This window comes from Echinicola sp. 20G (assembly GCF_015533855.1).
GTDB lineage: Bacteria > Bacteroidota > Bacteroidia > Cytophagales > Cyclobacteriaceae > Echinicola.
The window spans coordinates 2,887,875-2,910,380 of sequence record NZ_AP024154.1; the positions used below are offsets into that span (position 1 = coordinate 2,887,875).

The following is a 22,506-nucleotide window of genomic DNA, read 5'->3' on the forward strand; positions in this document are numbered from 1 at the left end:
GTTATTGATATTAGAACTTGACATTTAATCCCACGGTATACACTGCAGGGACTGGGTAGGTCTGCCGGTCAATACCATTGTCCACTTCTGGGTTGAAACCATTATAATTGAAAATGGTCAATGGACGTTCTGCTGTCAGGGTAATCCGTGTTTCAGGCATGATTGTACCCATCACTTCCTTATTTATCAAGGAATAGGACATACGGACATTTTGCACCCTGAAGAAAGAACCGTCTTCCACAAAATAGTCACTGAAATTTTGGTTCCAGCCTTTGCGCAGCCCTGCAGCCGAAGGATATTTGTTTGAAGTACCTTCTCCTCTCCATAGGTTGGTGGCCAAGTCAGCATCGATATTGGTATCATTGGTGAAGATCATTTCACCTCTTTTTCTATTCAGGATACTATGTCCAGACTGTCCTTGGATAAGTACTGAAAAGTCAAGATTCTTATACCTGAAACCTAGGTTACCCCCATAAGTAAGATCGGGTAAATAAGAACCCAAAACCACTCTGTCCAAGTCATCGATGACACCGTCGCCATTTTGATCTTTAAACATTAAGTCTCCAGGGACTAGATCATTATCAGTCAAGAACTGCTCTGAATAGCCACTATTAGTGATGTCAGCTTCGTTTTGGAAAACACCCGCTACTTCATAGCCATAAAATGCTTGATAAGGTTGACCTACAATAGATCGTTGACGGAATTCTGCCTGACCTGCATTGAGGTATTCAGGGCCTCCAAGTCCTAGGACTGTGTTTTTTAGGGTAGCAAAGTTACCGCCGATATAGTAGGAGAAATCTTCAGAAACCTGATTTTCCCAGTTTAGGGACAATTCTAGACCTTGGTTTCTAATTTCACCAACACTTCTTCTTACTGAACCTCTAAACAAAGGCTGCAAAACAGTAACAGCTAGGCTTTGTGTGTTTCTGATATAATAGTCCGCTTCTAAAGACAACCTGTTTTGAAAGAACCTAGCAGTCAATCCGAAGTTTGTTTCTTCTGTAGTCTCTATCTTATCGATGAGATCGTAAGTAGGATCAAGCCTGAATCCGGGTACACGCACATCGTCAAAAGCATTATTGGTTCCTTGCAAGGTAGGTTGTCCTACCGATGGGCTGATTCCGTCGTTTCCTAACTGTCCCCAAGAGGCTCTTAACTTAAGGAAATCGATGCCTTTCACATTGAAAAATTCCTCCTCAGTGGCTACCCAGCCAGCACCCAGCGTAAAGAAGTCTTCACTATCAACCTGAAATTTGTTGTAGTTGTCTTGACGATACGTGGCATAAAGTAGGTATTTTTCTTTGTAGTTATAGGCTAACCTACCAAAGAAGGAAAGGTAAAATATTCTACTTCCACCATCTGATACGGTGTTGATGTCATTGGCCTGCCCGTTGTTTAAGTACCACAGTTCTTCATTTCCAAATGTTGGGTTTGGATCCAAATCATTTCGGTTTCCACTAAGGACTTCATAGGTTTCACTCCTGAAAGATTGTCCCAAAGTAGCTGTGATCCCATGGTCACCAAAATAATCTTTGTAGGTAAGGTAATTGTCTAATATTTGATCAAAATAAGTGCTGTTTGCCCTAGAAAGGCTGGACAGTGGATTAAGGACTCCATCGTTATAGGTGAAGTTTACATTCCTCGCATTGATCATGTCCAACTTATAGTTGTAAGCAGACCTGAAAGTCAATTTTTCAGGAATGAAAGTTAGCTCTGCATGTAGGTTCCCGTTAATTTTATTGATCTTGTTTCTGCTGTCGTTGTAAATTAACGGGTAGAAGGGGTTTTGTCTTCCCCTATATCCAAGTCGTTGTGCATTGGACAATGGAACTGGTGATGTCCCAAAATCTTCATCGTATTTTGGTAAAATAGGCACAGCAAAATAGGCATTAAACCAAGCGGCATCTGAACCTACATATTGTTTGGCGGTACTGAAAGTAAAGTTACCACCCACAGTGATCCATTCCTTGACTTTTGAGTCGATATTGGCGCGGATGTTTACCCTTTCATATTCATTTCTGGTTTCATTGAGCAGTCCATCTTGGCTAAAATAGCTACCGCCAATAGAGTAGCGTGTTTTGGCACTACCACCAGAAAAAGTCAAGGTGTGGTTTTGAATCGGAGCAGGGCTCATGATCTCACTGTACCAATCTGTATTTACAGCTGGAATGTTTGGGTCAATCCGGCTCCTTCCATAGGCCTGCATGGCATTGTCTACAAATTCCATATCAGGGGCGGATCCAGTTTCGTTCACGTACTGAACGAATTGCTGGCTATTGGCCATTTTTAGTACATTCTGTGGGTTTTGAATTCCATAATATCCGTCATAGACAATCTCCGCTTCTTGTTCATATTCACCTGATTTGGTTTCGATGAGTACCACACCATTGGATGCCCGAGCACCATAAATGGCCGAGGCCGAGGCGTCTTTTAGTACTGAGAGGGTTTTGATGTCATTGGAGTTTAGGAAATCAATGTTGTCAAAGAACATTCCATCCACCACGTACAATGGAGCTCCTCCGCCTTCGAATGAACCAATACCTCTTACCCTTACTGTTGGGGAAGCGCCTGGAGCACCTTTACTGACGATCTGAACACCAGCCACTTTTCCTTGAAGGGACTGCATGGCATTGGAACTGGGGGTTTTGACCAAGTCTTCTGTTTTCAAGGTGGTAATAGCAGAAGTCATTTCCTTCTCTTTCTGCGCACCATAACCGATGACTACTACTTCATCCAGTCCGGTAAGTTCCTCTTGTAATGTGATGTCAACACGGGATCTTCCATTGAGTTCGACTGACTGAGACTCAAAGCCGATAAAAGAAAAATTCAGCACAGCTTCGGAGGAGGTGACTGATAACTCAAAGTTACCATCTAGGTCAGTTACTGTTCCATTATTGGTACCTTGTTCCAAAATGTTTACTCCGGGGATGGGTTCCCCTTGTGGGTCAAGTACCTGTCCTGTGACGTTGGTTTGTTGGGCTGTCGTTGTACTGACTATGGCTAAAAAAGCCACTAGCAATACCATGGATAATTTTCCTAAATAAGGGATTTTGGGTTTCCATGATTCCTTACTTATGCGTAAAGACCTGATCATAAGTGTTTGGTTTTGGGTTTTAATTATTCGTTTTTCAAACGTTTGCAATTTTGCGCGTTTGATGTTGAAAAGGTAGGGTAAAGAAAAAAATCAAGTGCAAAAAAAGTGAAAATCATGCTCATTTATGGACAGTTTAGGGTGTCAAAACACAAAGAAAATTCCCATAAGAGTATCAATAAAAAAGACTTTAATGAGCAATAAAGGCCGTTTTTTAAGGTGAGTATCACACAAAAATACTAGTAGTAAGTGGTTAGGTGTGTTTTTAAGTTTGGATCCTTTTTTTAGAAGGTTTATTTTGCTTTTTCTTTTTCTTCCTCCATCATCAAAATATCATGCCAATGGGGATTTTCCAAGTTGCTGGCTTCAATATGGAGTTTAGTTTTCTTTCTAAAATTCCAGACCGTATTCTTCCTAAGGTCTAAGAGTTCAGAAAGTTGGTCTAAGGTTTGTTTTTCAGTATTTGCAATTAGATCATAAGCGATGTAAAAAGCTTTCTCCAAAGGGAATTTGACACCGTGGAATATAGTTCCAGCTGTAACGGAATCAATGTGGCCGCACTTGGTACATCTCCTTGTAAAAAGCTTGGGGCCTTTCGAGCTTTTGGTGTTGCTGCAATGCCTACATGTAAAGCCCTTGCCCCATTTGTATTCCTCTAAATAGCGATAGCAGGCAGATTGGTCGGGAAAGATTTTTTTGAACTCATCATATGAAAGCAACTTGTTGTTTAGTCTAGCCTGAAAAGAAGCCTTGATACTGCTTTTTAGTTTCCAATTGTCCTTGTCCAAAAGCGAATTTATCCTTTTTATCTCTTCATCTTTTTCCATCAGTTGATGGTTATAATCTTCTAGAAGCTTATTCTTTTGGGCCAACTCTTGGGTTCTTTCTTGGACTTTGATCTCAAGTTCCCGGTTGACCTTTTCTTTCAGGGCATAGTTGATTTCGATCTGTTTAATGGATCTTTTTAGCGCTCGATCCCTATTGTTTTTAAGGATGCGGATTCTGTCGCCCAAGGCAAAAGTCAAAAGAAGCATTTCCAAAAGGAAAGCCAAGTGCAAGCTGTAATAAATTAGGGTAGCATGAGGAATGATGGCTGCATTGACCAATACTTTTACCACCACACCAACAAAGAGTACTCCATAGGCAATTACAAAGAAACGAGCCACTTTATAGCCCCTTGACCAGATGTAGATACTAGCAAAAAAGATAAAGAAGAACGGAATGATATCATAATACTTGATCTCAAACAGCTTGTGGTCCCAAAAGAGAGCAACCAGAAACAGTACGGATTTAGCAATCAGAATAGCATGAAGAGCCAAATGGATTTTAGGGGACCGGTATTTTGTATTGAGGAATTTGATAGAAAACAAAATGGCCCACAGCACAATTGAATAACTAAATACTCCATTGGCTATTTGGTTCCATTTGGGAAAATTGGCCCAAAGGTATTGGAAGGCTATTCCATCCACACACATGGCATAAATTCCCACGCTGACCAAATAAAAAGTATAGTATAGGTATTTGGTTTCCCTAACAGCTGTATAAACCAATAAATTGTAAAGGCCGATGATGGCAATCATTCCATAAAAAATACCATATACGAAATACTCATTCAGGGCATAGTATATGAAGCGGTTGACAGATCGGATGGCTATCCGAATATCTGCTTTTTGGCTTGATCGGATCTTCACATAGTAATTCGATATTCCAGAATTATTATTGTCCAATATTAGCTCAAAATTCTTGTGTCTGAAGTTTCTGGTCTGAAAGGGAAGAGCATCTCCCATTAGGATATTCTGGTAAGTGCCGTCTTCACTGGGAGCAAAGACTTCCACAAAATCCATGGTTTGATCATAGAATTCCATCAGCCATTTTTTTTCGCTTTCTGGAGTTTTGTCAATGGAAAGCTTTACCCAATAAGTGTGTTCAATATCAAAATCGTTTTTTGAAAAGGCTGGTCTGATCTTAAAATTCCCCTGAAATCTTGGTCGGATAATGTCTTCAAAACCAAGGTTGTTGGTGGTGTCTTCGAAAAATTCCAGCTGCGAAATAGAGAATATTCTTTCGTCCAAATTGTCATCTATCTTGAGTGTAGAACTTCCCGATATCCGCTGAGCAAGGGAAGTGGAGAGTATTCCAAACAAGAATAAAATCGAAATGGAAAAAATCAGCTTCTTAATCATTATTTTGGGAGAATAGGGTTATTGATAGATTCCAGCATAAGTAAAATAATTACTATTTGTTGGAAAAAGACGGTCAAAGTTAAATATTTATGTAACGCTTTGTTTTTTAATACGCTCTTTTTAGGAAGGGGGTTAAATGTAAACGCCATAGGATATGAAAACAGTTGAACCCGGTGAAGTTTCAGTAGGAGAATTTCATGCTTATATGCTAGGGGCCATCGTGCCTCGACCTATAGCCTTTGTAAGTACAGTCGATCGGGACGGGAATGTCAACTTGAGTCCATTTAGTTTTTTTAATGCCTTTGGTTCCAATCCTCCAGTAGTGGTATTCTCTCCATCGAGGAGGGTGAGAGACAATACCACCAAACACAGTTTAGAGAATGTCCTGGAGGTGCCAGAGGTAGTTATCAATATTGTGAATTATGCCATGGTTGAACAGATGTCTCTGGCCAGTACGGAATATGAAAAGGGAATCAATGAATTTCAAAAGGCAGGACTGACAGAAGTAACATCAAAGTTGGTAGCTCCTCCAAGGGTTAAGGAAGCGCCAGTGGCGTTTGAATGCAAGGTGAAAGAAGTGATTTCCCTGGGAGAGGAAGGCGGGGCAGCCAATTTGGTGGTTTGCGAAATTGTTTTGGGACATTTCGATGAACTGATTTTGGATGAGAAAGGAAAGATAGACCCTTTTAAGCTAGATGCGGTGGCAAGAATGGGAGGGAATTGGTATTGCCGAGCAAATGGTGCTTCGCTTTTTGAAATTGAAAAACCCGTCAAAAACAGGGGGATAGGTGTTGATCAGATACCCGATAAGATCAGGTACAGTGTAGTGTTGACAGGTAATGATTTGGGTAAATTGGGAAATGTAGAAATGCTACCTTCTGAAGAAGAAGTCAATTTATACGGAGAATTGAGTGAAATGGAGGAAATACGTATCCGTTTTCAAAATGATGAGGAAAGCCTAATTTTCCATTTGCACGAATACGCCCAAGAGCTGCTCCAAGAAGGCAAGACTGAGGAGGCATGGAAAGTATTGCTGCAACATTATTGATTATAGTCAGCTTATTCTAAAACGTCAGAAGTCTTAGAATCCAAAAGTCTTCCTTTTTCACATTTTAGAATCCTATAGGGGTATTTTTTGAGGAGCTCATGGTTATGAGTGGCCATTAATACTGCCGTGCCCTGTTTATTGATTTCCTGAAAAAGCTTAAAAATACCATCTGCTACTTCTGGGTCAAGATTTCCTGTTGGCTCATCAGCCAATAGAATGGAAGGTTCATTCAAAAGGGCCCTGGCAATGACCACCCGCTGCTGTTCTCCTCCTGACAACTGATGTGGCATTTTGGTGGCTGAACCTCCAAGCCCCACTCTCATCAGGACTTCAACCATTCTGGTTTTCATTTTGGATCTATCTTTCCATCCAGTAGCCTTCATGACAAAGTAGAGGTTTTCTGCTACAGTACGGTCAGTGAAAAGCTGAAAGTCTTGAAAAACAATGCCAAGTTTTCTTCTCAGGTAAGGAATTTCTTTGGTCTTGACATCAGTCAGGTTGTACCCTACGATATTGCCTTGACCCATTTTTAAAGGCAAGTCAGCATAAAGGGTTTTTAGCAGGGAGCTTTTTCCGCTTCCAGTTCTTCCGATTAAAAATACAAATTCATCTTTCTCAATTTGAAAAGTAACATCTTGCAATATGGCTGTAATTCCTTGGAAGATGCAGGCTTTATGTAAACGGACCACTGGGTCATTGGAGAATACCATATATTTTATAATTCTAGCTTTTGTAATTTACCAAAAGGAAGTTCCTTGATCAAAGTTTCCATTTCATCTTTCTTGCCTTCCAAGCCAAACTTTTCAAGGTTTTTAAGGGGACGATCAGCCCTAAAATAGGCGACCAGCACAAAGTTTTCGTCTCTAATCTGGATATAATCAGGGATTTTAGCCTTGCCTTTGACCTTAATGATATACATACATGAATTTTAAGATGAATAAAAGAAAGCGAAATTTAAATTATAACGTCCTCAGAAAAAAATATTCTATTAAGAAAAGCGGAAAATCCTAATTTGTAAAATTGCAAATAATAGGAAATAAAAAACCACCAACCTTAAAAGCCTCCAAAGAGGAAACAGGTTGGTGGAAAAATATAATGTTGAATTGGTTTATTTACCAGCTGCTTTTGCGTGGTCAGCCAAGAATTTGGCCAAACCAGCATCAGTCAAAGGATGGTTCAATAAGCCTGTGATTACATTCAATGGGCAAGTTACCACATCAGCACCAATTTCTGCACATTTGATTAAGTGCATGGTGTGTCTTACAGATGCGGCCAAAACTTGGGTGTCATAACCATAGTTTTGGTAGATGTGAACGATTTGCTCGATCAAATCCAGACCATCAAAAGCGATGTCATCCAATCTTCCGATAAAAGGAGAAAGATAAGTAGCACCAGCTTTGGCAGCCAAGATGGCTTGACCTGGAGAGAATACCAAGGTACAGTTGGTTCTGATACCTTCATTGCTGAAATATTTAATGGCCTTTACACCATCTTTGATCATAGGAACTTTCACTACGATCTTATCGTCAATTTTTGCAAGCTCTTTACCTTCTTTGATCATTCCTTCAAAGTCAGTAGAAATTACCTCTGCGCTTACCTTGTCGTCCACAATGTCACAGATAGCCTTGTAGTGAGCTTTAACATTTTCATCACCGGTGATGCCTTCTTTGGCCATCAATGACGGATTGGTGGTTACACCGTCCAATACCCCTAAATCATATGCTTCTTTGATTTCATCAAGGTTGGCTGTGTCAATAAAGAATTTCATTTGTAAAACGGTTTTTTGGTTTCGAATGAATATGGATCGTAAAGTTAGGCGATTATTTTGAAACTTGATCAAAAATAATAAATGTAATTTTGACATTTATTAGAGGAGGCAAAAAGAAGCGGCATCGCACCGCTACAACCGTCTACCCTTGCTTCCTTCCGGACCTGGGGGATTTGACAGGAGCTGGTCGTGCCGCTTGAGTACAAAGGTACTTCAAAAACTTGCCTTTGCAAAGCTAGCACCAAAAATATCTTTGGATTTTGGGTAATAGCTTAGGAATCAAAAAGAAAAAATTGGCAATATTCTTGATTTACTTATCATGTACTAGAAAATGAAATTATGAAGAGATTACTTTTAATAATCGGTTTTGGATTAATACTTGGTGGATGTGCCAGTTTCCAAAAATCTACTCAATATGAAATTGGAATGGAGGAAAGCGATTTCCTGAAACGGCACAATGATGCAGTTATCAGTAAGTTGGAGGATGGACAGAAAACTTACCGAGTAGTTCGGGATGACCGTTTTTATATTTTGGTGACTTTTGAGAATAGCCGATTGGTGAAGTTGGAGGAAAAAGAGTTGCCAACTTACTGGCACCAGAAAAAGGAGCCTGTTGAAAGTGAAATGCAATAGATTACTTTGTGATTAACCAAGGCCTTTGAGATAAAGATTAAATTCCAATGGGCTGCAAGGCTCAAATTCATCTACTTCAAGATCATCATAGATTTCTTCATCGAATTCCATGGTGGTCTTTTCTATTTTTCCGGAAGGATGAATGATCAGTTCGATGCCAGTAAAGTCTTCTGGATTTACCTGAACCAGAACTTTGTAATCATCGAAAGTCCTCTTAAAGTATTTTGCTACTGCAGCCATAAGGATGTGGTGTGTTTTACTACAAAGGTAATGGTTTTTTTATCTACCAAATCAAAAATGTACTTAGTGAAAATATTCCGTAATTGATCCTGCTATGGTTTTTGATTTAAAATTAGGTCTTTTGGATTAGGTTTTGTTTGGGCTTGCCTGAAATTTTTATCATAAATATTTTTTGTAAATAAAATGCCTTTATATATTTGCCTAACGTGAAAAACATGAAACAAAATCATACTCAATATTGGTGGTGGCATACAGAACTTCTTGATCGGGAAGAACAGCTTGCTATTGCCTAAAACTGAGTACGAAAACATACATAATGAGGCTTGCTGGATTTCCCCGGTAAGCCTTTTTTATTTTATTTTCAATATTAACCATGGACACAAAACAAAATTTTAAGATCAAAACCAGGTATAAAAAACTACTTGCAGATACGATTACACCTGTGAGTATTTACCTGCAAGTAAGGGATAAGTTTAAGAATCCTATCTTGTTGGAAAGTTCTGATTACCACGGGCATGAAAACAGTTATTCTTATATCTGTTTTAACCCTCTGGCTACTTTTTCATTTAACGGCAATGAAGTCAATGAAACTTTTCCAGAAGGGTCCAAAGAAACATACCAGCTTGAAGCAGGTGAAAAATTGGTGGACAGATTGAGGGCTTTTTCAAGTAGATTTGATGAAGAAAAGACCAATTTTAAGTTTATCTCCAATGGACTTTTTGGCTATATGCAATATGATACTGTGGGAAGTTTTGAAGATATCAAGTTGCAAAATACCAAGGAGTCAGACGTACCTCAGGCTTTCTATGCGGTATATAAGAATGTGATTGTGGTAGACCATTTCAAAAATGAGTTACATATTTTTGATCATCATATCAATGGTGAAGGAGATGGGAGTATCAAACAAATTGAAACCCTGCTTAACAACAAAAACATACCTACTTATTCTTTTAAGTTGGACGGAGAGGAAACTTCCAATTATACAGACAATGAGTTTTTGGATATCCTTCGCCAAGGGAGGGAGCATTGCTTCAAGGGGGATGTGTTTCAAATTGTCCTATCAAGATCATTTACCACCGGGTTTAAAGGAGATGAATTCAATGTTTACAGAGCCCTGAGATCTGTCAACCCTTCACCTTACTTGTTTTACTTTGACTACGGATCTTACAAAGTTTTCGGTAGCTCTCCAGAAGCCCAGATAGTGGTAAAAGGAAGAAAGGCAACGATTTATCCTATCGCAGGAACGTTTAAAAGGACAGGGAATGATCAAGCTGATGCAGAGTTAGCGACCAAGCTTTATGATGACCCAAAGGAAAACTCTGAACATGTGATGTTGGTGGATTTGGCCAGAAATGACCTGAGCCGCTCTTCTGAAAAGGTAGAAGTAGAAGTGTTCAAGGAAATCCAATATTATTCTCATGTGATCCACTTGGTTTCCAAAGTGACAGGTGTGCTGCCTGCGTCTGCCAATCCACTTCAACTGGTAGCTGATACTTTTCCAGCGGGGACACTTTCCGGAGCACCAAAGTATAGAGCTATGGAGTTGATCGATGAACTGGAAAGTACGAGTAGGACATTTTACGGTGGAGCTATTGGCTTCTTGGGTTTTAATGGTGATTTCAACCATGCCATTTTGATCCGATCATTTGTCTCTCAGAAAAACAAGTTAAGGTTCCAGGCCGGAGCGGGCGTGGTTGCCAAGTCATCCATAGAAAGTGAACTGCAGGAAGTGGCCAATAAGTTGGAAGCGCTTAGGGTGGCGCTTAAGGCTGCTGAAGAAGTATAAATGGATATATCTCTCGCTAAAGGAGAAAAAAGAATAGCATAGGAAAAAGTGAAATAATTTTGAAGGAATCCGTTGGGCCATTGGTTTAGGTAGATGCCTTCAAGCTTTCAGATACAAAATATGAAAATACTAGTACTAGATAATTATGATTCATTCACCTATAACCTGGTGTACATCATCAGGGAATTAGGTTATGGGGGTCAGATGGACATTTTTAGAAATGATAAAATCAAAGTTGAGGATGTGGCTGCCTACGATAAAATTTTACTTTCCCCAGGTCCTGGGGTGCCAGCAGATGCAGGTATTATGCCTGAGCTACTTAAGCAATATGCCAGTGAAAAGGATATTTTGGGAGTGTGCTTAGGGCATCAGGCCATAGGTGAAGCCTTTGGGAGTGGTTTGAACAACCTGACTGAGGTAGTACATGGAGTTGCTTCTGAAGTAAAGGTTCAGCCAGATCTTCTTTTTGAAGGGATTCCCAATTCCTTCAAGATAGGAAGGTACCATAGTTGGGTGATAGATGAAGGAACGCTTCCGGAAGAACTTGAAGTTACTGCCAAAACCCCGGATGGCCAGATCATGGCAGTGAGGCATAAAGCGTATAAAGTAAGAGGTGTGCAGTTTCATCCCGAAAGTGTTTTGACAGAGCATGGAAAACAGATTGTTTTGAATTGGATTAAAGGGTGATCTTTTCTCTGTTAATCATTAACTTACCTTATTAAACGACAACAACCATAGTAAATATATAGAAGTATGATGCTTCTAAGTAAATGAATAGATTATGAAAGAAATCTTAAATCACCTTATTGAGCACCAAACGCTCAATAAGTCTGAGGCCAAGGAAATCCTAAAAAAGATCACTTCTGGCCAATACAACCAGAGCCAAATGGCCGCTTTCATGACGGTGTACATGATGAGAAGCATAACGGTGGAAGAGCTTGAAGGATTTAGGGAAGCCATGCTGGAATTATGTATTCCTGTGGAAATAGCCGAATATGATGCGATGGATTTATGTGGAACTGGCGGTGATGGAAAGGATACTTTTAATATTTCGACTTTGTCTTCTTTTGTAGTAGCAGGTGCAGGGCAGAATGTGGCAAAACATGGAAATAACGGTGTTTCATCAGTATGTGGTTCGTCCAATTTGTTAGCACAATTTGGTTATAGTTTTACTAATGACCTGGATGTGATCAGAAAAAACCTGGATGAAGCAGGAATTTGTTTTTTGCATGCTCCACTTTTTCACCCTGCCATGAAAAATGTAGGACCTATTCGTAAGGAATTGGGTGTGAAAACATTTTTCAATATGCTGGGGCCAATGGTGAATCCGAGTTTCCCCAAAAAGCAACTGGTGGGCGTGTTTAGCTTAGAGTTGGCGAGACTCTATGGTTATCTGTATCAAAATAATAATGTCAACTTCAGTATTCTTCATGCATTGGATGGATATGACGAGATCTCCTTGACTGGAGATTTTAAAATGATTTCCAATCAAGGAGAGCGGTTGATTTCTCCTGAATCAATCGGTTTGCCCAAAATTACTGCAAGTTCAATAGAGGGAGGAAAAACCATTGAAGACTCTGCCAAGATTTTCCAGAATATATTGACAGGAAAGGGGTCCAAAGAACAGAATGCAGTTGTCATTGCCAATTCTTCGGCCGCATTATGTACAGCTGACCAAAACCTCAGTTTTGAAGAAGCCATTGCCAAAGCGGAAGAGTCACTGAAAAGTGGCAAGGCACTGGAAAAGTTTAAAGCCTTGGTTAGTCCTAAAAAGTCCATTTCATTAGCCTAATTTCTAATCATGAATATTTTAGATAAAATAATTGCCCATAAAAGGGAAGAGGTAGCTGAGCGAAAAAGTTTGGTTCCGGTAAAGATGTTAGAAAGAAGTATTTTCTTTGAAAGCAAAGTGGTGTCCATGAAGAAGTATGTGACACGCCCAGATAAAACGGGCATCATAGCTGAATTTAAAAGAAAGTCTCCATCAAAAGGGATGATCAACAGTTCAGCCTCTGTGGAAAAGACCAGTATTGGTTATATGCAGGCTGGAGCCTCAGCCTTATCCGTTTTAACCGATAAGGAGTTTTTTGGTGGTTCAAATGAAGACTTGACCACAGCAAGAAAGTTCAATTTTTGCCCTATTCTACGGAAGGACTTTGTGGTGGATGAGTACCAGATCGTTGAAGCAAAATCAATTGGTGCAGATTGTATTCTCTTGATTGCAGCAGCATTAGAGCCAAGCAGATTGTCTGAGTTGGCTTCCTTTGCCCATTCACTTGGTTTAGAGGTATTGATGGAAGTGCATGATCAAGAGGAGCTTGATCGCTCTGTCAATGAACATTTGGATTTGATAGGAGTGAACAATAGAAGTTTGAAGACCTTTGACGTTTCATTGGACACTTCTTTTGGATTGGTAAATAAAATTCCTTCTGATTTTGTGAAGATCTCAGAGAGTGGTATTTCAGACCCTAAAACATTGGTGGAGTTAAAAGAGGCAGGATTTGATGGTTTTCTCATTGGTGAGAATTTTATGAAATCCATTAGGCCTCACCAAGCAGCCTACAACTTTATGAGCAAGTTCAAGGACCTAAGTCCAGATTTCAATACGCAAGCAGTATAAGGATGTTGATCAAAGTTTGTGGGATGCGTGATCCGGAAAATGTGAAGGAGCTGGTGGAGGAGGTGAATCCGGACTTGATGGGGATGATTTTCTATCCAAAATCTTCTAGGTATGTAAAGGAGGAAAGCCAGATGATTAGCCCGTCAAAGGTTAAAAAGGTGGGAGTCTTCGTCAATGATACCATAGAGAAGATTTTGGAGATGGAGACAACTCATGGTCTATCCTATATTCAGCTACATGGCGACGAAGATTTTGGTTTTGTGAAGACGTTGTCAGAAAGGTCCAAGGCAGGCATTATCAAAGTTTTTAGGGTGGAGGCTGATATTGACTGGGAAGTTCTTCAGCCTTATCAATCTTATGTGAAATACTTTTTGTTTGATACCCAAACGAAAAAATTTGGTGGCTCAGGTAAGAAGTTTGACTGGTCAGTATTAGAAGAATATCCTTTGGATAAGCCGTTTCTGCTAAGTGGAGGGATTGACGATAAGAGTTCCACATCGATTTTGGAGCTGCAAAAGAAAGTGGCAAAAATGGCAGGAGTTGATATCAATTCAAAGTTTGAAATTGAACCGGCCTTAAAGGACATTATGAAAATTAAAACATTTGTGACCGAACTCAGAAGCGGTCATTAAAGAAAATATTTGCCTGAGGGCATAATCGCAAGTATTATGATAAAAGTAGATGAAAAAGGGTTCTATGGTAAGTTTGGAGGAGCTTATATCCCCGAGATGCTTTACCCGAATGTAGAAGAACTCAAAAATAATTACGAGCAGATTACTCAATCTGATGAATTCAAAAAGGAGTTTCATCACCTATTGAGGGATTATGTAGGGCGGCCAACACCGTTGTATTTTGCGGAAAGACTCTCTGAAAAATATGGTGCAAAAATTTACCTGAAAAGGGAGGATTTGTGTCATACAGGAGCCCATAAAGTCAACAATACTGTTGGTCAAATTATTTTGGCCAAGAAACTAGGGAAGAAGCGAATCATAGCTGAGACTGGCGCTGGTCAGCATGGAGTGGCCACAGCGACGGTTTGTGCCCTTATGGGAATGGACTGCACGGTTTATATGGGCGAGATAGACATGGAGCGTCAAAAACCCAATGTAGAAAGAATGAGAATCCTTGGCGCAAAAGTAGTTCCAGCAACTTCTGGTAGCAAGACGCTCAAAGATGCGACCAATGAGGCCCTGCGACAGTGGATCAATAACCCTGTGGACACCCACTATATCATTGGCTCTGTAGTAGGCCCACACCCTTACCCTGAAATGGTAGCCAGGTTTCAATCTGTCATCAGTGAGGAAATTAAATACCAGTTAAAGGAAAAGGAAGGTCGAGAAAACCCTGATTTGGTGATTGCCTGTGTGGGTGGAGGAAGCAATGCTGCTGGAGCCTTTTATCACTATTACAATACTCCAGAAGTGAGGTTGGTGGCTGTAGAAGCTGCTGGTTTGGGCGTTTCTTCGGGCAAGTCCGCCGCAACAACAGCTTTGGGTACTTCTGGGGTTTTGCATGGCAGTAAAACCTTGTTGATGCAAACGGAAGATGGTCAGGTAATAGAGCCTCATTCTATTTCTGCTGGTTTGGATTACCCGGGGATTGGACCGGTCCATGCCCATTTATTTGATTCAGGTAGAGGAGAGTTTTATGCAGTTGAAGACGAAGACGCAATGAAAGCTGGGATTGAGTTGAGCCGATTGGAAGGGATCATTCCGGCCATTGAATCTGCCCATGCTTTGTCAGCTTTGAAGCAGGTAAAGTTCAATTCTTCAGATATAATTGTAGTGAATCTATCAGGAAGGGGAGATAAAGACTTGGATACCTATATTAAGTGGGGAGGTTATTAGTATGGCCATGAAAATATTGGGCAATCAGTAAAGGCAACAGTCGCCTTATTACTAATCACCTTTAACCAAACAGACATCATGAATCGAATAGATAATTTATTTCAAAAGAAAAAAGAAAATATACTCTCCATCTATTTTACAGCAGGTTTTCCAAAACTGGAAGATACCATCACAGTAATGGAGGGAATTGAAGAAGCCGGGGCTGATATTATAGAAATTGGCATGCCATACTCCGATCCTGTTGCCGATGGACCAACTATTCAGGAAAGCAATAAAGTTGCGTTGGAAAATGGAATGAGCATGAAAAAAATGTTTAGCCAGCTGGAAAATATGCGCGATAAAATTTCCATTCCTGTAGTATTGATGGGGTATTTGAATCCCATTATGCAGTATGGAGTGGAGGCTTTTTGCCAAAAATGCAAGGAAGTGGGGGTAGATGGACTGATTGTTCCTGACCTTCCTATTCAACAGTATCAGGAAGATTATAAAGAATTGTTTGATCAATATGACTTGAGAAATACCTTTCTGATTTCACCTCAGACCAGTGAGACTCGAATCAGGGAAATTGATAAGCAGTCAGATGGGTTCATTTATATGGTTTCTTCCCATAGCATTACTGGCGCCAAATCAGGCATCAGTGAGGAACAAATCGCCTATTTCGAAGGAGTGAAAGCTATGGAATTGGAAAATCCTAGATTGATAGGTTTTGGGATTTCAGACCATGCGACCTTTGCGACCGCATCTTCTTATAGTAATGGAGCGATCATTGGAAGTGCTTTTATAAAAGTGCTTAGAGATGCCAAGAACCTCAAACAAGATATAAAAACTTTTATTCAGGGAGTAAAACAAGCTTAAGCCATGATTATACAAGTAAAACCGGATATTTCTGAAAATCAAAAAGAAAGTTTGATCAATGAAATTAATCAAATAGGTTACAAGATCACAGAGGTGAATACCCAAGAAGGAACTTACCTCGTGGGAATTGGTAGTTCTGAATTTGACATTAGGAAATTTGGTCACCATGAAGGGATCCAAGATATCCATATTGTTTCTGATGCCTACAAATTGGTTTCAAAAAAGTGGAAAGTAAAACCAACTTCCATTGATCTTGGTGATGGGGTGTTTATCAAAGAAGGGGATATGGCCGTAATGGCTGGGCCGTGCTCGATAGAGAGTGAGGAGCAGATTGTAAAGGTTATAGACCACCTGAAAGAAAATAATATCAAAATAATGCGGGGCGGGGTTTATAAGCCAAGAAGTAGCCCTTATGCCTTTCGTGGATTGGGAATTGATGGTTTAAAGTTATGGCATAAATTGGCCAGTGAAGCTGGGATCAAAATCATTACTGAAGTAATGCAGGTTTCCCAAATTGAAGAAATGCTGGATTATGTGGATGTTTTTCAGGTAGGTGCCCGGAATACCCAAAACTTTAACCTACTAGATGAATTGGGCAAGGTGGATAAACCAGTGATGATCAAAAGAGGGATTTCAGGAACTATTGAAGAATTACTTCAGTCAGCAGAATATGTGTTTTCCGGTGGGAATGAGAAATTGATTTTGTGTGAAAGAGGAATTAGAACTTATGAAAAAGCCAGTAGAAATACCCTTGACCTCAATGCTGTGCCTATCTTGAAGGATAAGTCTCATTTGCCAGTGGTGGTGGACCCTTCTCATGGAATTGGCATCAGGAAATTTGTGCATCAAATGGCTTTGGCTGGCGTGATGGCAGGGGCTGATGGTATTATTTACGAAGCGCATGAAATTCCAGAAAAAGCCTACTCTGATGGTCAACAAACCTTGAATTTCGCACAAAGTGCCCAATTGACAAGTCAAATTCGACAAACATTTGCGATGAGAAAAACCTTTGATTTATTGTAAGTTATTGGTTTTGAAAAGGTGAATACTTATATTTGTCACTCATAATGAAGCAGTCAACAGTAAAATATCATAGCTACTATTACCATTTCCTTCCCTTCAAGGATTAGGTGTAACGCTGTGTGCATTACTATAAGGAATATTTAAGGCCTAATCCAATTTTGGATTAGGCCTTTTTGCTTTCATAACCAGACAAAATATTTAACGTAAATTTAGTAAGAACAAACCCAGATATAAGATGACAGGAAAATCAGCAGATTGGGTATTTCAGGATCCCAGGTTACAGGAAATGCATCAAGATTATGGTGCTTACACTTCAGAGGACTTTGAAGTTTGGAAAATCCTTTACGAGAGACAGATTATCAACCTTCCCAAAGCAGCTTCTCAAGCTTATTTGGATGGAATAAAAGCCGTTAACTTTGGCTCAGATAGGATTGCCAATTTTGCAGAAGTAAATGAAAAACTTAGAGAAACGACCGGGTGGAGTGTGCAGGTAGTGCCTGGGCTGATCGATGATGACCTATTCTTTGGCCTATTGCGAAATAGGCGTTTCCCATCTTCCACTTGGCTGAGGAAGATGGAACAGCTGGATTACTTGGAAGAACCAGATATGTTTCATGATGCTTTTGCTCATATGCCTTTGCTCACCAACCAGCCTTATGTTGACTTTTTGGAAGATTTAAGTGGGATTGCTTTGAAGTATATTGATAATAAATGGGCCATCCATTTACTGTCAAGAATTTATTGGTTTACCATTGAATTTGGTTTGATCCGGGAAAATGGGGTATTGAAAATTTATGGTGCCGGAATACTTAGTTCTGCTGGGGAAACCAAGTTTAGCCTTTCTGATGAACCTACCCATATTGAGTATGATGTCAGAAAAATCATGCAGACAGCTTACTGGAAAGATAAATTCCAGGATAAATATTTTGTGATTGAAAGTTATGAGCAATTGTACCAATCTATTCCTGAAATCGAGAGGGTTTTGGAAGAGGAATTGGCCAATTCCTCAGTGGATTAGGGAGGTCTTGGTAAGGAGATCAATTTTGAAATGGTTTCATTGAAATTTTGAAAAATTTCTCCTTTGCCAAATAGCCTCAAGAATACCTTCATAAATAGGGAATAATGTTTAATTTTGGTATTCTGAAAATGGGAGTTAGAAAAGCTTTCAAAGAGCAGATCAAAAAATTACAAACCAAAGCAATAGACCTCGAAGTATCCTTTGGGACTTAGAGGTCTATTTAGCTTTTTAGCTTATAGAAATTCAATGGATGTAGCCATTATAAAATATAATTCCGGAAACGTGCAGTCGGTGTTATATGCGATGGAACGTTTGGGGGTCAACGCAAAATTGACCGATGATGTGGAAGAAATCAAAAAGGCGGATAAGGTGATTTTTCCAGGACAGGGAGAGGCCAGTTCTGCCATGAAATACCTCAGGGAAAGAAGATTAGATCAGTTGATCAAAGAACTTAAGCAACCCTTTTTTGGGATCTGCTTGGGACAGCAGCTGCTCTGTGAGTATTCGGAAGAAAATGACACTACCTGTTTGGGAATTTTTCCGATCAAGGTGAAGAAATTCCCTCCTTTGGACAAGGTGCCTCATGTAGGGTGGAACAATCTCCAAGAACTTAAAAGTCCACTGCTAAATGGATTGGATGAAACTGACTATGTGTATTATGTCCATAGTTACTTTGCCGAAATCCATCCTGAATATACCATAGCCAGCACCCATTATTTGGAGGACTTTAGTGCCTTGTTGCATAAGGATAATTATTATGCAATGCAGGCCCATCCGGAAAAGAGCAGCCTTTCCGGTCAAAAAATATTAACCAACTTCTTGAATTTATAATCATGGAAATTATTCCAGCTATTGATATTATTGGGGGCAAATGTGTCCGTTTGACCCAAGGTGATTATGGACAGAAAAAAGAATATGCTGACAACCCATTAGAAATTGCGAAAAAGTTTGAAGGGGCAGGCATCAGGAGATTACACTTGGTAGACTTGGATGGAGCAAAAGCCAAGACAATTGTCAATAGATCCGTATTGGAAAAGATTACTACCAACACATCCTTAAAAGTGGATTTTGGTGGAGGCGTACAATCTGAGGAAACAATCAAAATGGCTTTTGATGCAGGTGCTTCACAAGTAACAGGAGGAAGCATAGCTGTAAAGAATCCAACTTTATATGAGGGTTGGCTCGAAAGCTTTGGCTCAGAGAAAATCATCTTAGGGGCTGATGCAAAAGACCGTAAAATAGCCATTAGTGGTTGGGAGGAAACTACTGAGGCAGATGTGATAGATTTTATTAAGAATTATCATGCCAAAGGTGTCAAGTATGTGATTTGTACCGACGTGGCCAAAGACGGCTTGCTTCAAGGTCCCTCAGTGGATTTATACAAAGAGATCCTTCAAGAAATTCCAGAAATTCAACTGATAGCCAGTGGTGGGGTTTCCGAGGTGAAAGATTTGGAGGAGTTGCAGAAAATAGGAGTGTATGGTACCATAGTAGGTAAGGCGTACTATGAAGGAAGAATTGCATTGGAACAACTTGCTGAATTTGTGAATTAAGCGCTTATGTTGACAAAGAGAATTATACCGTGCCTGGATATCAAGGAGGGCAGAACTGTCAAAGGGGTTAATTTTGTGGACTTGAGAGATGCAGGAGATCCGGTGGAGTTGGCCAAGGTTTACTCAGATGAAGGAGCGGATGAATTGGTGTTTTTGGATATTACGGCGACTGTAGATAAACGAAAAACTTTGGTCGAGCTTGTTACCCGGGTGGCTAAGGCGATCAATATTCCTTTTACAGTTGGAGGAGGGATTTCCACGGTGGAAGATGTAAAGGTGCTTTTAAACGCTGGAGCTGATAAAATCAGTATCAATTCCGCGGCTGTAAAAAGGCCTGAAGTGATCAATGAGATGGCGGCTGAGTTTGGTAGTCAATGCATAGTCGTAGCGATCGACACCAGAAGTCTTGATGGAATTGACTTTGTTCATACACATGGAGGAAGAAAGCCAACTCTATTGAAAACTCAGGAATGGGCCAAGGAAGTGGCAGAAAGAGGAGCTGGAGAAATCCTACTGACCAGCATGGATCATGATGGGACCAAGGCAGGTTTTGCCAATGACTTGACCAGTGAAATATCCTCATCTTTGAGTATTCCGGTGATTGCCTCAGGTGGAGCAGGAAACATGCAGCACTTTAAAGATGTGTTTACTGCGGGAAAAGCAGAAGCGGCGCTGGCGGCCAGTATTTTTCACTTTAAAGAAATTGGCATTCCTGATTTGAAAAGATATTTGGCCGAAGAGGGAGTTAGTACAAGAATTTAATTTTGAATCGAAAAAAAAAGGCCTGTGCATGTTAGGACAGGTAATGAATAATGGAAGAGTTAAAGATAGATTTTGAAAAAGTAAATGGTTTGGTTCCGGCCATCATCCAAGACGCCAACACCAATAAAGTGTTGATGCTGGGGTATATGAATGAAGAGGCACTGAAACAAACCCAAGATACGGGAAAGGTGACATTTTTTAGTCGTACCAAACAAAGGCTGTGGACCAAAGGGGAAACTTCAGGTAATTTTTTGAATGTAATAGAAATTTTATTGGATTGCGATCAGGACACTTTATTGATCAAGGTGGAACCTGTTGGTCCTGTGTGTCATACTGGAGCTGATACTTGCTTTAAAGAAGATAATAAATCAAAAACGGCCTTTATTGACCATCTAAGAAGTATTATCAAAGACCGTAAAAACAACCCATCAGACCAATCCTATACTGCTTCTTTGTTTGCTAAAGGGATCAACAAAGTAGCCCAAAAAGTAGGAGAAGAAGCTGTGGAAATTGTCATTGAAGCCAAAGATGACAATAAGGGATTATTTATGGGAGAAGCTGCTGATTTATTGTTCCATTATTTGGTGCTTTTGGAAGCGAAAGGTTACGAATTGGATGAAGTAATGGACGTGCTTATTGAAAGGCATAAAAAATAAAAAGAAGACATATATAAGTAATAGTAAAAGGATGCCTTGCGGTTTTGTTATTGACTTTACCACGAGGCATCTTTTTTAAATTAATACACAGGAAACTCTTTTTGCAAGCCTTCAAAGTCGTCGATCATATTCCATAAGGGCTCTTTGACTATAGTTCGTTCTCCTGCGGGGAAGCTTCCCGTGGATATATAGTTCAATGCAGCTTTTAATCTTGGTTCTTCTACGTCTCCCCAGTTTTTTGAAATCCCATCAGATGCCTTATAATTCACTGGAAACCCATTATAATAATCTGCAGTTCCATTGGCATTGGCCGTGGAAAAAGTAATAGGAACTAATTCTACATTGTTTTCTTTGAGTATTTTATTGTAAGAAGAAAGTGGGAATGCGCCTACTGGTTTTCCATAGGTATTTGAACCCACTAAAATAACTTCCATGTATGGCGTTAGGCAGTTGATGGTCAATTCACTAGCAGAGGCGGATCCCCCTGCTGTAATAAAGAAAATTCTGTCCAATTGAATATTGCCGCTTTTAGTGAAATTGGTGGCTTCATCAAACTCTGTTTTGTTGGAATTGTGCTTATTGGTGTACATGACCTTTCCATTGCCAGCTGCAGGTACTAGCCTGTTCATAATTTGTTCTGCCACAGCCACAGATCCGCCACCATTGTATCGAAGGTCGATAATCAATTCATCGATGTTTTCATTCTCAAAGTAATCAAGTGTTTCTTCTACCTCTACGCTTTTGGTTGGGCTGATACCTGCGGTAGCTTTGAAACTATTGTACACCCAGTAGCCTACATTTTTACTATCAATGTCAAAAACATTTTTGTATAGAACCGAATTGGATTGATATTCATCTTTTATGTTGGTCCGAGTTGTGGTGCTTCCATCAGGTAGTTCAAATTTGAAAGTGTTGCTGATTCCCGTTTCTGAAGGGCCTAAGGAAATACTGTATCCACTTGTTGTTTTATAGTCGGAAACTGGTTTGCCATTAATCTCCAAGACTTTCCAGCCTCTTTGCCATCCGTCTTTTCCAGCTGGAGAATCTTCATACACAAAGGCGAGGAACAAGTTATCATTTGCATCAATTGCCCATCCAAAACCATGGCCGCTATTTTGCCCCGTAAAAGCTTTATCAAAATCCTCTCGGGTGGTTATATATGACCACCTGTCCAAAGGTTGATATTTTAAAGCTTCCAATAGGTCCTCATAAGAACTGTATGAATTAAAATCAATTCCTTCAGGTAGTTCGTCGTTCCAAAAATACCATTCGTGCATACTGGCAAAAATTCCAGTCTTGACCTGATAGGCTATTTCAGAAGGGGTGCCTGGATCATCCTGACAGGAAAAAGTGACCAATCCAAAAACGGCCGCTAAAAGAAGAAATGGTTTAAAGTTGAAGACTGTGTTTTTCATATTGTCGA

The 22,506-nt window shown here is 39.9% G+C and carries 22 protein-coding genes and 1 other RNA gene; 15 read left to right on the forward strand and 8 right to left on the reverse strand.

Annotated features, from left to right (window positions below):
* Positions 1 to 10: 10 nt before the first annotated feature.
* Together JL001_RS12105 and JL001_RS12110 are read right to left on the reverse strand one after the other, a co-directional pair.
* Positions 11 to 3,094 (reverse strand): TonB-dependent receptor, encoded by a 3,084-nt coding sequence (locus JL001_RS12105; protein WP_200976327.1) that lies wholly within the window; start codon positions 3,092 to 3,094, stop codon positions 11 to 13.
* A gap of 290 nt (positions 3,095 to 3,384) precedes the next feature.
* Entirely contained in the window at positions 3,385 to 5,274 is a 1,890-nt protein-coding gene (locus JL001_RS12110; protein WP_200976328.1) for a 7TM diverse intracellular signaling domain-containing protein, read from the reverse strand.
* Between the two features lie 154 nt (positions 5,275 to 5,428).
* Here JL001_RS12110 and JL001_RS12115 point away from each other — a divergent pair, with 154 nt between their 5' ends.
* Positions 5,429 to 6,322, forward strand: a complete 894-nt coding sequence (locus tag JL001_RS12115) for a flavin reductase family protein (RefSeq protein WP_200976329.1) — start codon at positions 5,429 to 5,431, stop codon at positions 6,320 to 6,322.
* A gap of 11 nt (positions 6,323 to 6,333) precedes the next feature.
* Here the strand turns inward: JL001_RS12115 and JL001_RS12120 are convergent, their stop codons facing one another.
* From JL001_RS12120 to ffs, 4 genes are all read right to left on the reverse strand, one after another.
* Positions 6,334 to 7,032 (reverse strand): cell division ATP-binding protein FtsE, encoded by a 699-nt coding sequence (locus tag JL001_RS12120; protein WP_192007333.1) that lies wholly within the window; start codon positions 7,030 to 7,032, stop codon positions 6,334 to 6,336.
* Between the two features lie 5 nt (positions 7,033 to 7,037).
* Positions 7,038 to 7,241, reverse strand: coding sequence for a fructose-6-phosphate aldolase (locus JL001_RS12125; protein ID WP_192007328.1), 204 nt, complete (start codon positions 7,239 to 7,241; stop codon positions 7,038 to 7,040).
* Between the two features lie 189 nt (positions 7,242 to 7,430).
* Positions 7,431 to 8,090, reverse strand: coding sequence for a fructose-6-phosphate aldolase (gene fsa, locus JL001_RS12130; RefSeq protein ID WP_192007326.1), 660 nt, complete (start codon positions 8,088 to 8,090; stop codon positions 7,431 to 7,433).
* 110 nt (positions 8,091 to 8,200) lie between these two features.
* Positions 8,201 to 8,291, reverse strand: an RNA gene (gene ffs, locus JL001_RS12135) — signal recognition particle sRNA small type.
* Positions 8,292 to 8,429: 138 nt separating this feature from the next.
* On the opposite strand from ffs, the gene JL001_RS12140 reads away from it, so the two are divergent.
* Positions 8,430 to 8,723 (forward strand): hypothetical protein, encoded by a 294-nt coding sequence (locus tag JL001_RS12140; RefSeq protein WP_200976330.1) that lies wholly within the window; start codon positions 8,430 to 8,432, stop codon positions 8,721 to 8,723.
* Positions 8,724 to 8,735: 12 nt separating this feature from the next.
* On the opposite strand, the gene JL001_RS12145 is transcribed toward JL001_RS12140, so the two are convergent.
* Complete coding sequence (locus tag JL001_RS12145; protein WP_200976331.1) at positions 8,736 to 8,963, reverse strand: hypothetical protein; 228 nt, start codon at positions 8,961 to 8,963, stop codon at positions 8,736 to 8,738.
* 373 nt (positions 8,964 to 9,336) lie between these two features.
* Here JL001_RS12145 and JL001_RS12150 point away from each other — a divergent pair, with 373 nt between their 5' ends.
* The 13 genes from JL001_RS12150 (at position 9,337) to hisIE (ending at position 21,083) form a co-directional block, all read left to right on the forward strand.
* Positions 9,337 to 10,749: an anthranilate synthase component I family protein gene (locus JL001_RS12150; RefSeq protein WP_200976332.1), complete on the forward strand. Its 1,413-nt coding sequence runs from the start codon at positions 9,337 to 9,339 to the stop codon at positions 10,747 to 10,749.
* A gap of 120 nt (positions 10,750 to 10,869) precedes the next feature.
* The gene (locus JL001_RS12155) at positions 10,870 to 11,436 is read left to right on the forward strand and encodes an aminodeoxychorismate/anthranilate synthase component II (protein WP_200976333.1); all 567 of its coding nucleotides are present in this window, start codon (positions 10,870 to 10,872) and stop codon (positions 11,434 to 11,436) included.
* 94 nt (positions 11,437 to 11,530) lie between these two features.
* Positions 11,531 to 12,541, forward strand: coding sequence for an anthranilate phosphoribosyltransferase (gene trpD / locus JL001_RS12160; RefSeq protein ID WP_200976334.1), 1,011 nt, complete (start codon positions 11,531 to 11,533; stop codon positions 12,539 to 12,541).
* 9 nt (positions 12,542 to 12,550) lie between these two features.
* Entirely contained in the window at positions 12,551 to 13,369 is an 819-nt protein-coding gene (trpC, locus tag JL001_RS12165) for an indole-3-glycerol phosphate synthase TrpC (RefSeq protein WP_200976335.1), read from the forward strand.
* 2 nt (positions 13,370 to 13,371) lie between these two features.
* On the forward strand, positions 13,372 to 14,001 hold the full coding sequence (locus tag JL001_RS12170) for a phosphoribosylanthranilate isomerase (RefSeq protein ID WP_200976336.1): 630 nt from the start codon (positions 13,372 to 13,374) through the stop codon (positions 13,999 to 14,001).
* Positions 14,002 to 14,037: 36 nt separating this feature from the next.
* Positions 14,038 to 15,216 (forward strand): tryptophan synthase subunit beta, encoded by a 1,179-nt coding sequence (gene trpB, locus JL001_RS12175; protein ID WP_200976337.1) that lies wholly within the window; start codon positions 14,038 to 14,040, stop codon positions 15,214 to 15,216.
* A 78-nt stretch (positions 15,217 to 15,294) separates the two neighbouring features.
* Complete coding sequence (gene trpA / locus JL001_RS12180) at positions 15,295 to 16,071, forward strand: tryptophan synthase subunit alpha (RefSeq protein ID WP_200976338.1); 777 nt, start codon at positions 15,295 to 15,297, stop codon at positions 16,069 to 16,071.
* Between the two features lie 3 nt (positions 16,072 to 16,074).
* Positions 16,075 to 17,094 carry a bifunctional 3-deoxy-7-phosphoheptulonate synthase/chorismate mutase gene (locus tag JL001_RS12185; RefSeq protein WP_200976339.1) on the forward strand — a complete coding sequence of 340 codons (1,020 nt, stop codon included), beginning with the start codon at positions 16,075 to 16,077 and terminating at the stop codon, positions 17,092 to 17,094.
* Positions 17,095 to 17,329: 235 nt separating this feature from the next.
* Positions 17,330 to 18,112: a phenylalanine 4-monooxygenase gene (locus JL001_RS12190; protein ID WP_200976340.1), complete on the forward strand. Its 783-nt coding sequence runs from the start codon at positions 17,330 to 17,332 to the stop codon at positions 18,110 to 18,112.
* Positions 18,113 to 18,358: 246 nt separating this feature from the next.
* Positions 18,359 to 18,943, forward strand: coding sequence for an imidazole glycerol phosphate synthase subunit HisH (hisH, locus tag JL001_RS12195; RefSeq protein WP_200976341.1), 585 nt, complete (start codon positions 18,359 to 18,361; stop codon positions 18,941 to 18,943).
* Positions 18,944 to 18,945: 2 nt separating this feature from the next.
* Positions 18,946 to 19,665 (forward strand): 1-(5-phosphoribosyl)-5-[(5-phosphoribosylamino)methylideneamino]imidazole-4-carboxamide isomerase, encoded by a 720-nt coding sequence (gene hisA / locus JL001_RS12200; protein WP_200976342.1) that lies wholly within the window; start codon positions 18,946 to 18,948, stop codon positions 19,663 to 19,665.
* Positions 19,666 to 19,671: 6 nt separating this feature from the next.
* Positions 19,672 to 20,427, forward strand: a complete 756-nt coding sequence (hisF, locus tag JL001_RS12205) for an imidazole glycerol phosphate synthase subunit HisF (RefSeq protein ID WP_200976343.1) — start codon at positions 19,672 to 19,674, stop codon at positions 20,425 to 20,427.
* 50 nt (positions 20,428 to 20,477) lie between these two features.
* Positions 20,478 to 21,083 (forward strand): bifunctional phosphoribosyl-AMP cyclohydrolase/phosphoribosyl-ATP diphosphatase HisIE, encoded by a 606-nt coding sequence (gene hisIE, locus JL001_RS12210; protein ID WP_200976344.1) that lies wholly within the window; start codon positions 20,478 to 20,480, stop codon positions 21,081 to 21,083.
* Positions 21,084 to 21,163: 80 nt separating this feature from the next.
* Here the strand turns inward: hisIE and JL001_RS12215 are convergent, their stop codons facing one another.
* Complete coding sequence (locus tag JL001_RS12215) at positions 21,164 to 22,498, reverse strand: S41 family peptidase (RefSeq protein ID WP_200976345.1); 1,335 nt, start codon at positions 22,496 to 22,498, stop codon at positions 21,164 to 21,166.
* Positions 22,499 to 22,506 lie beyond the last annotated feature (8 nt).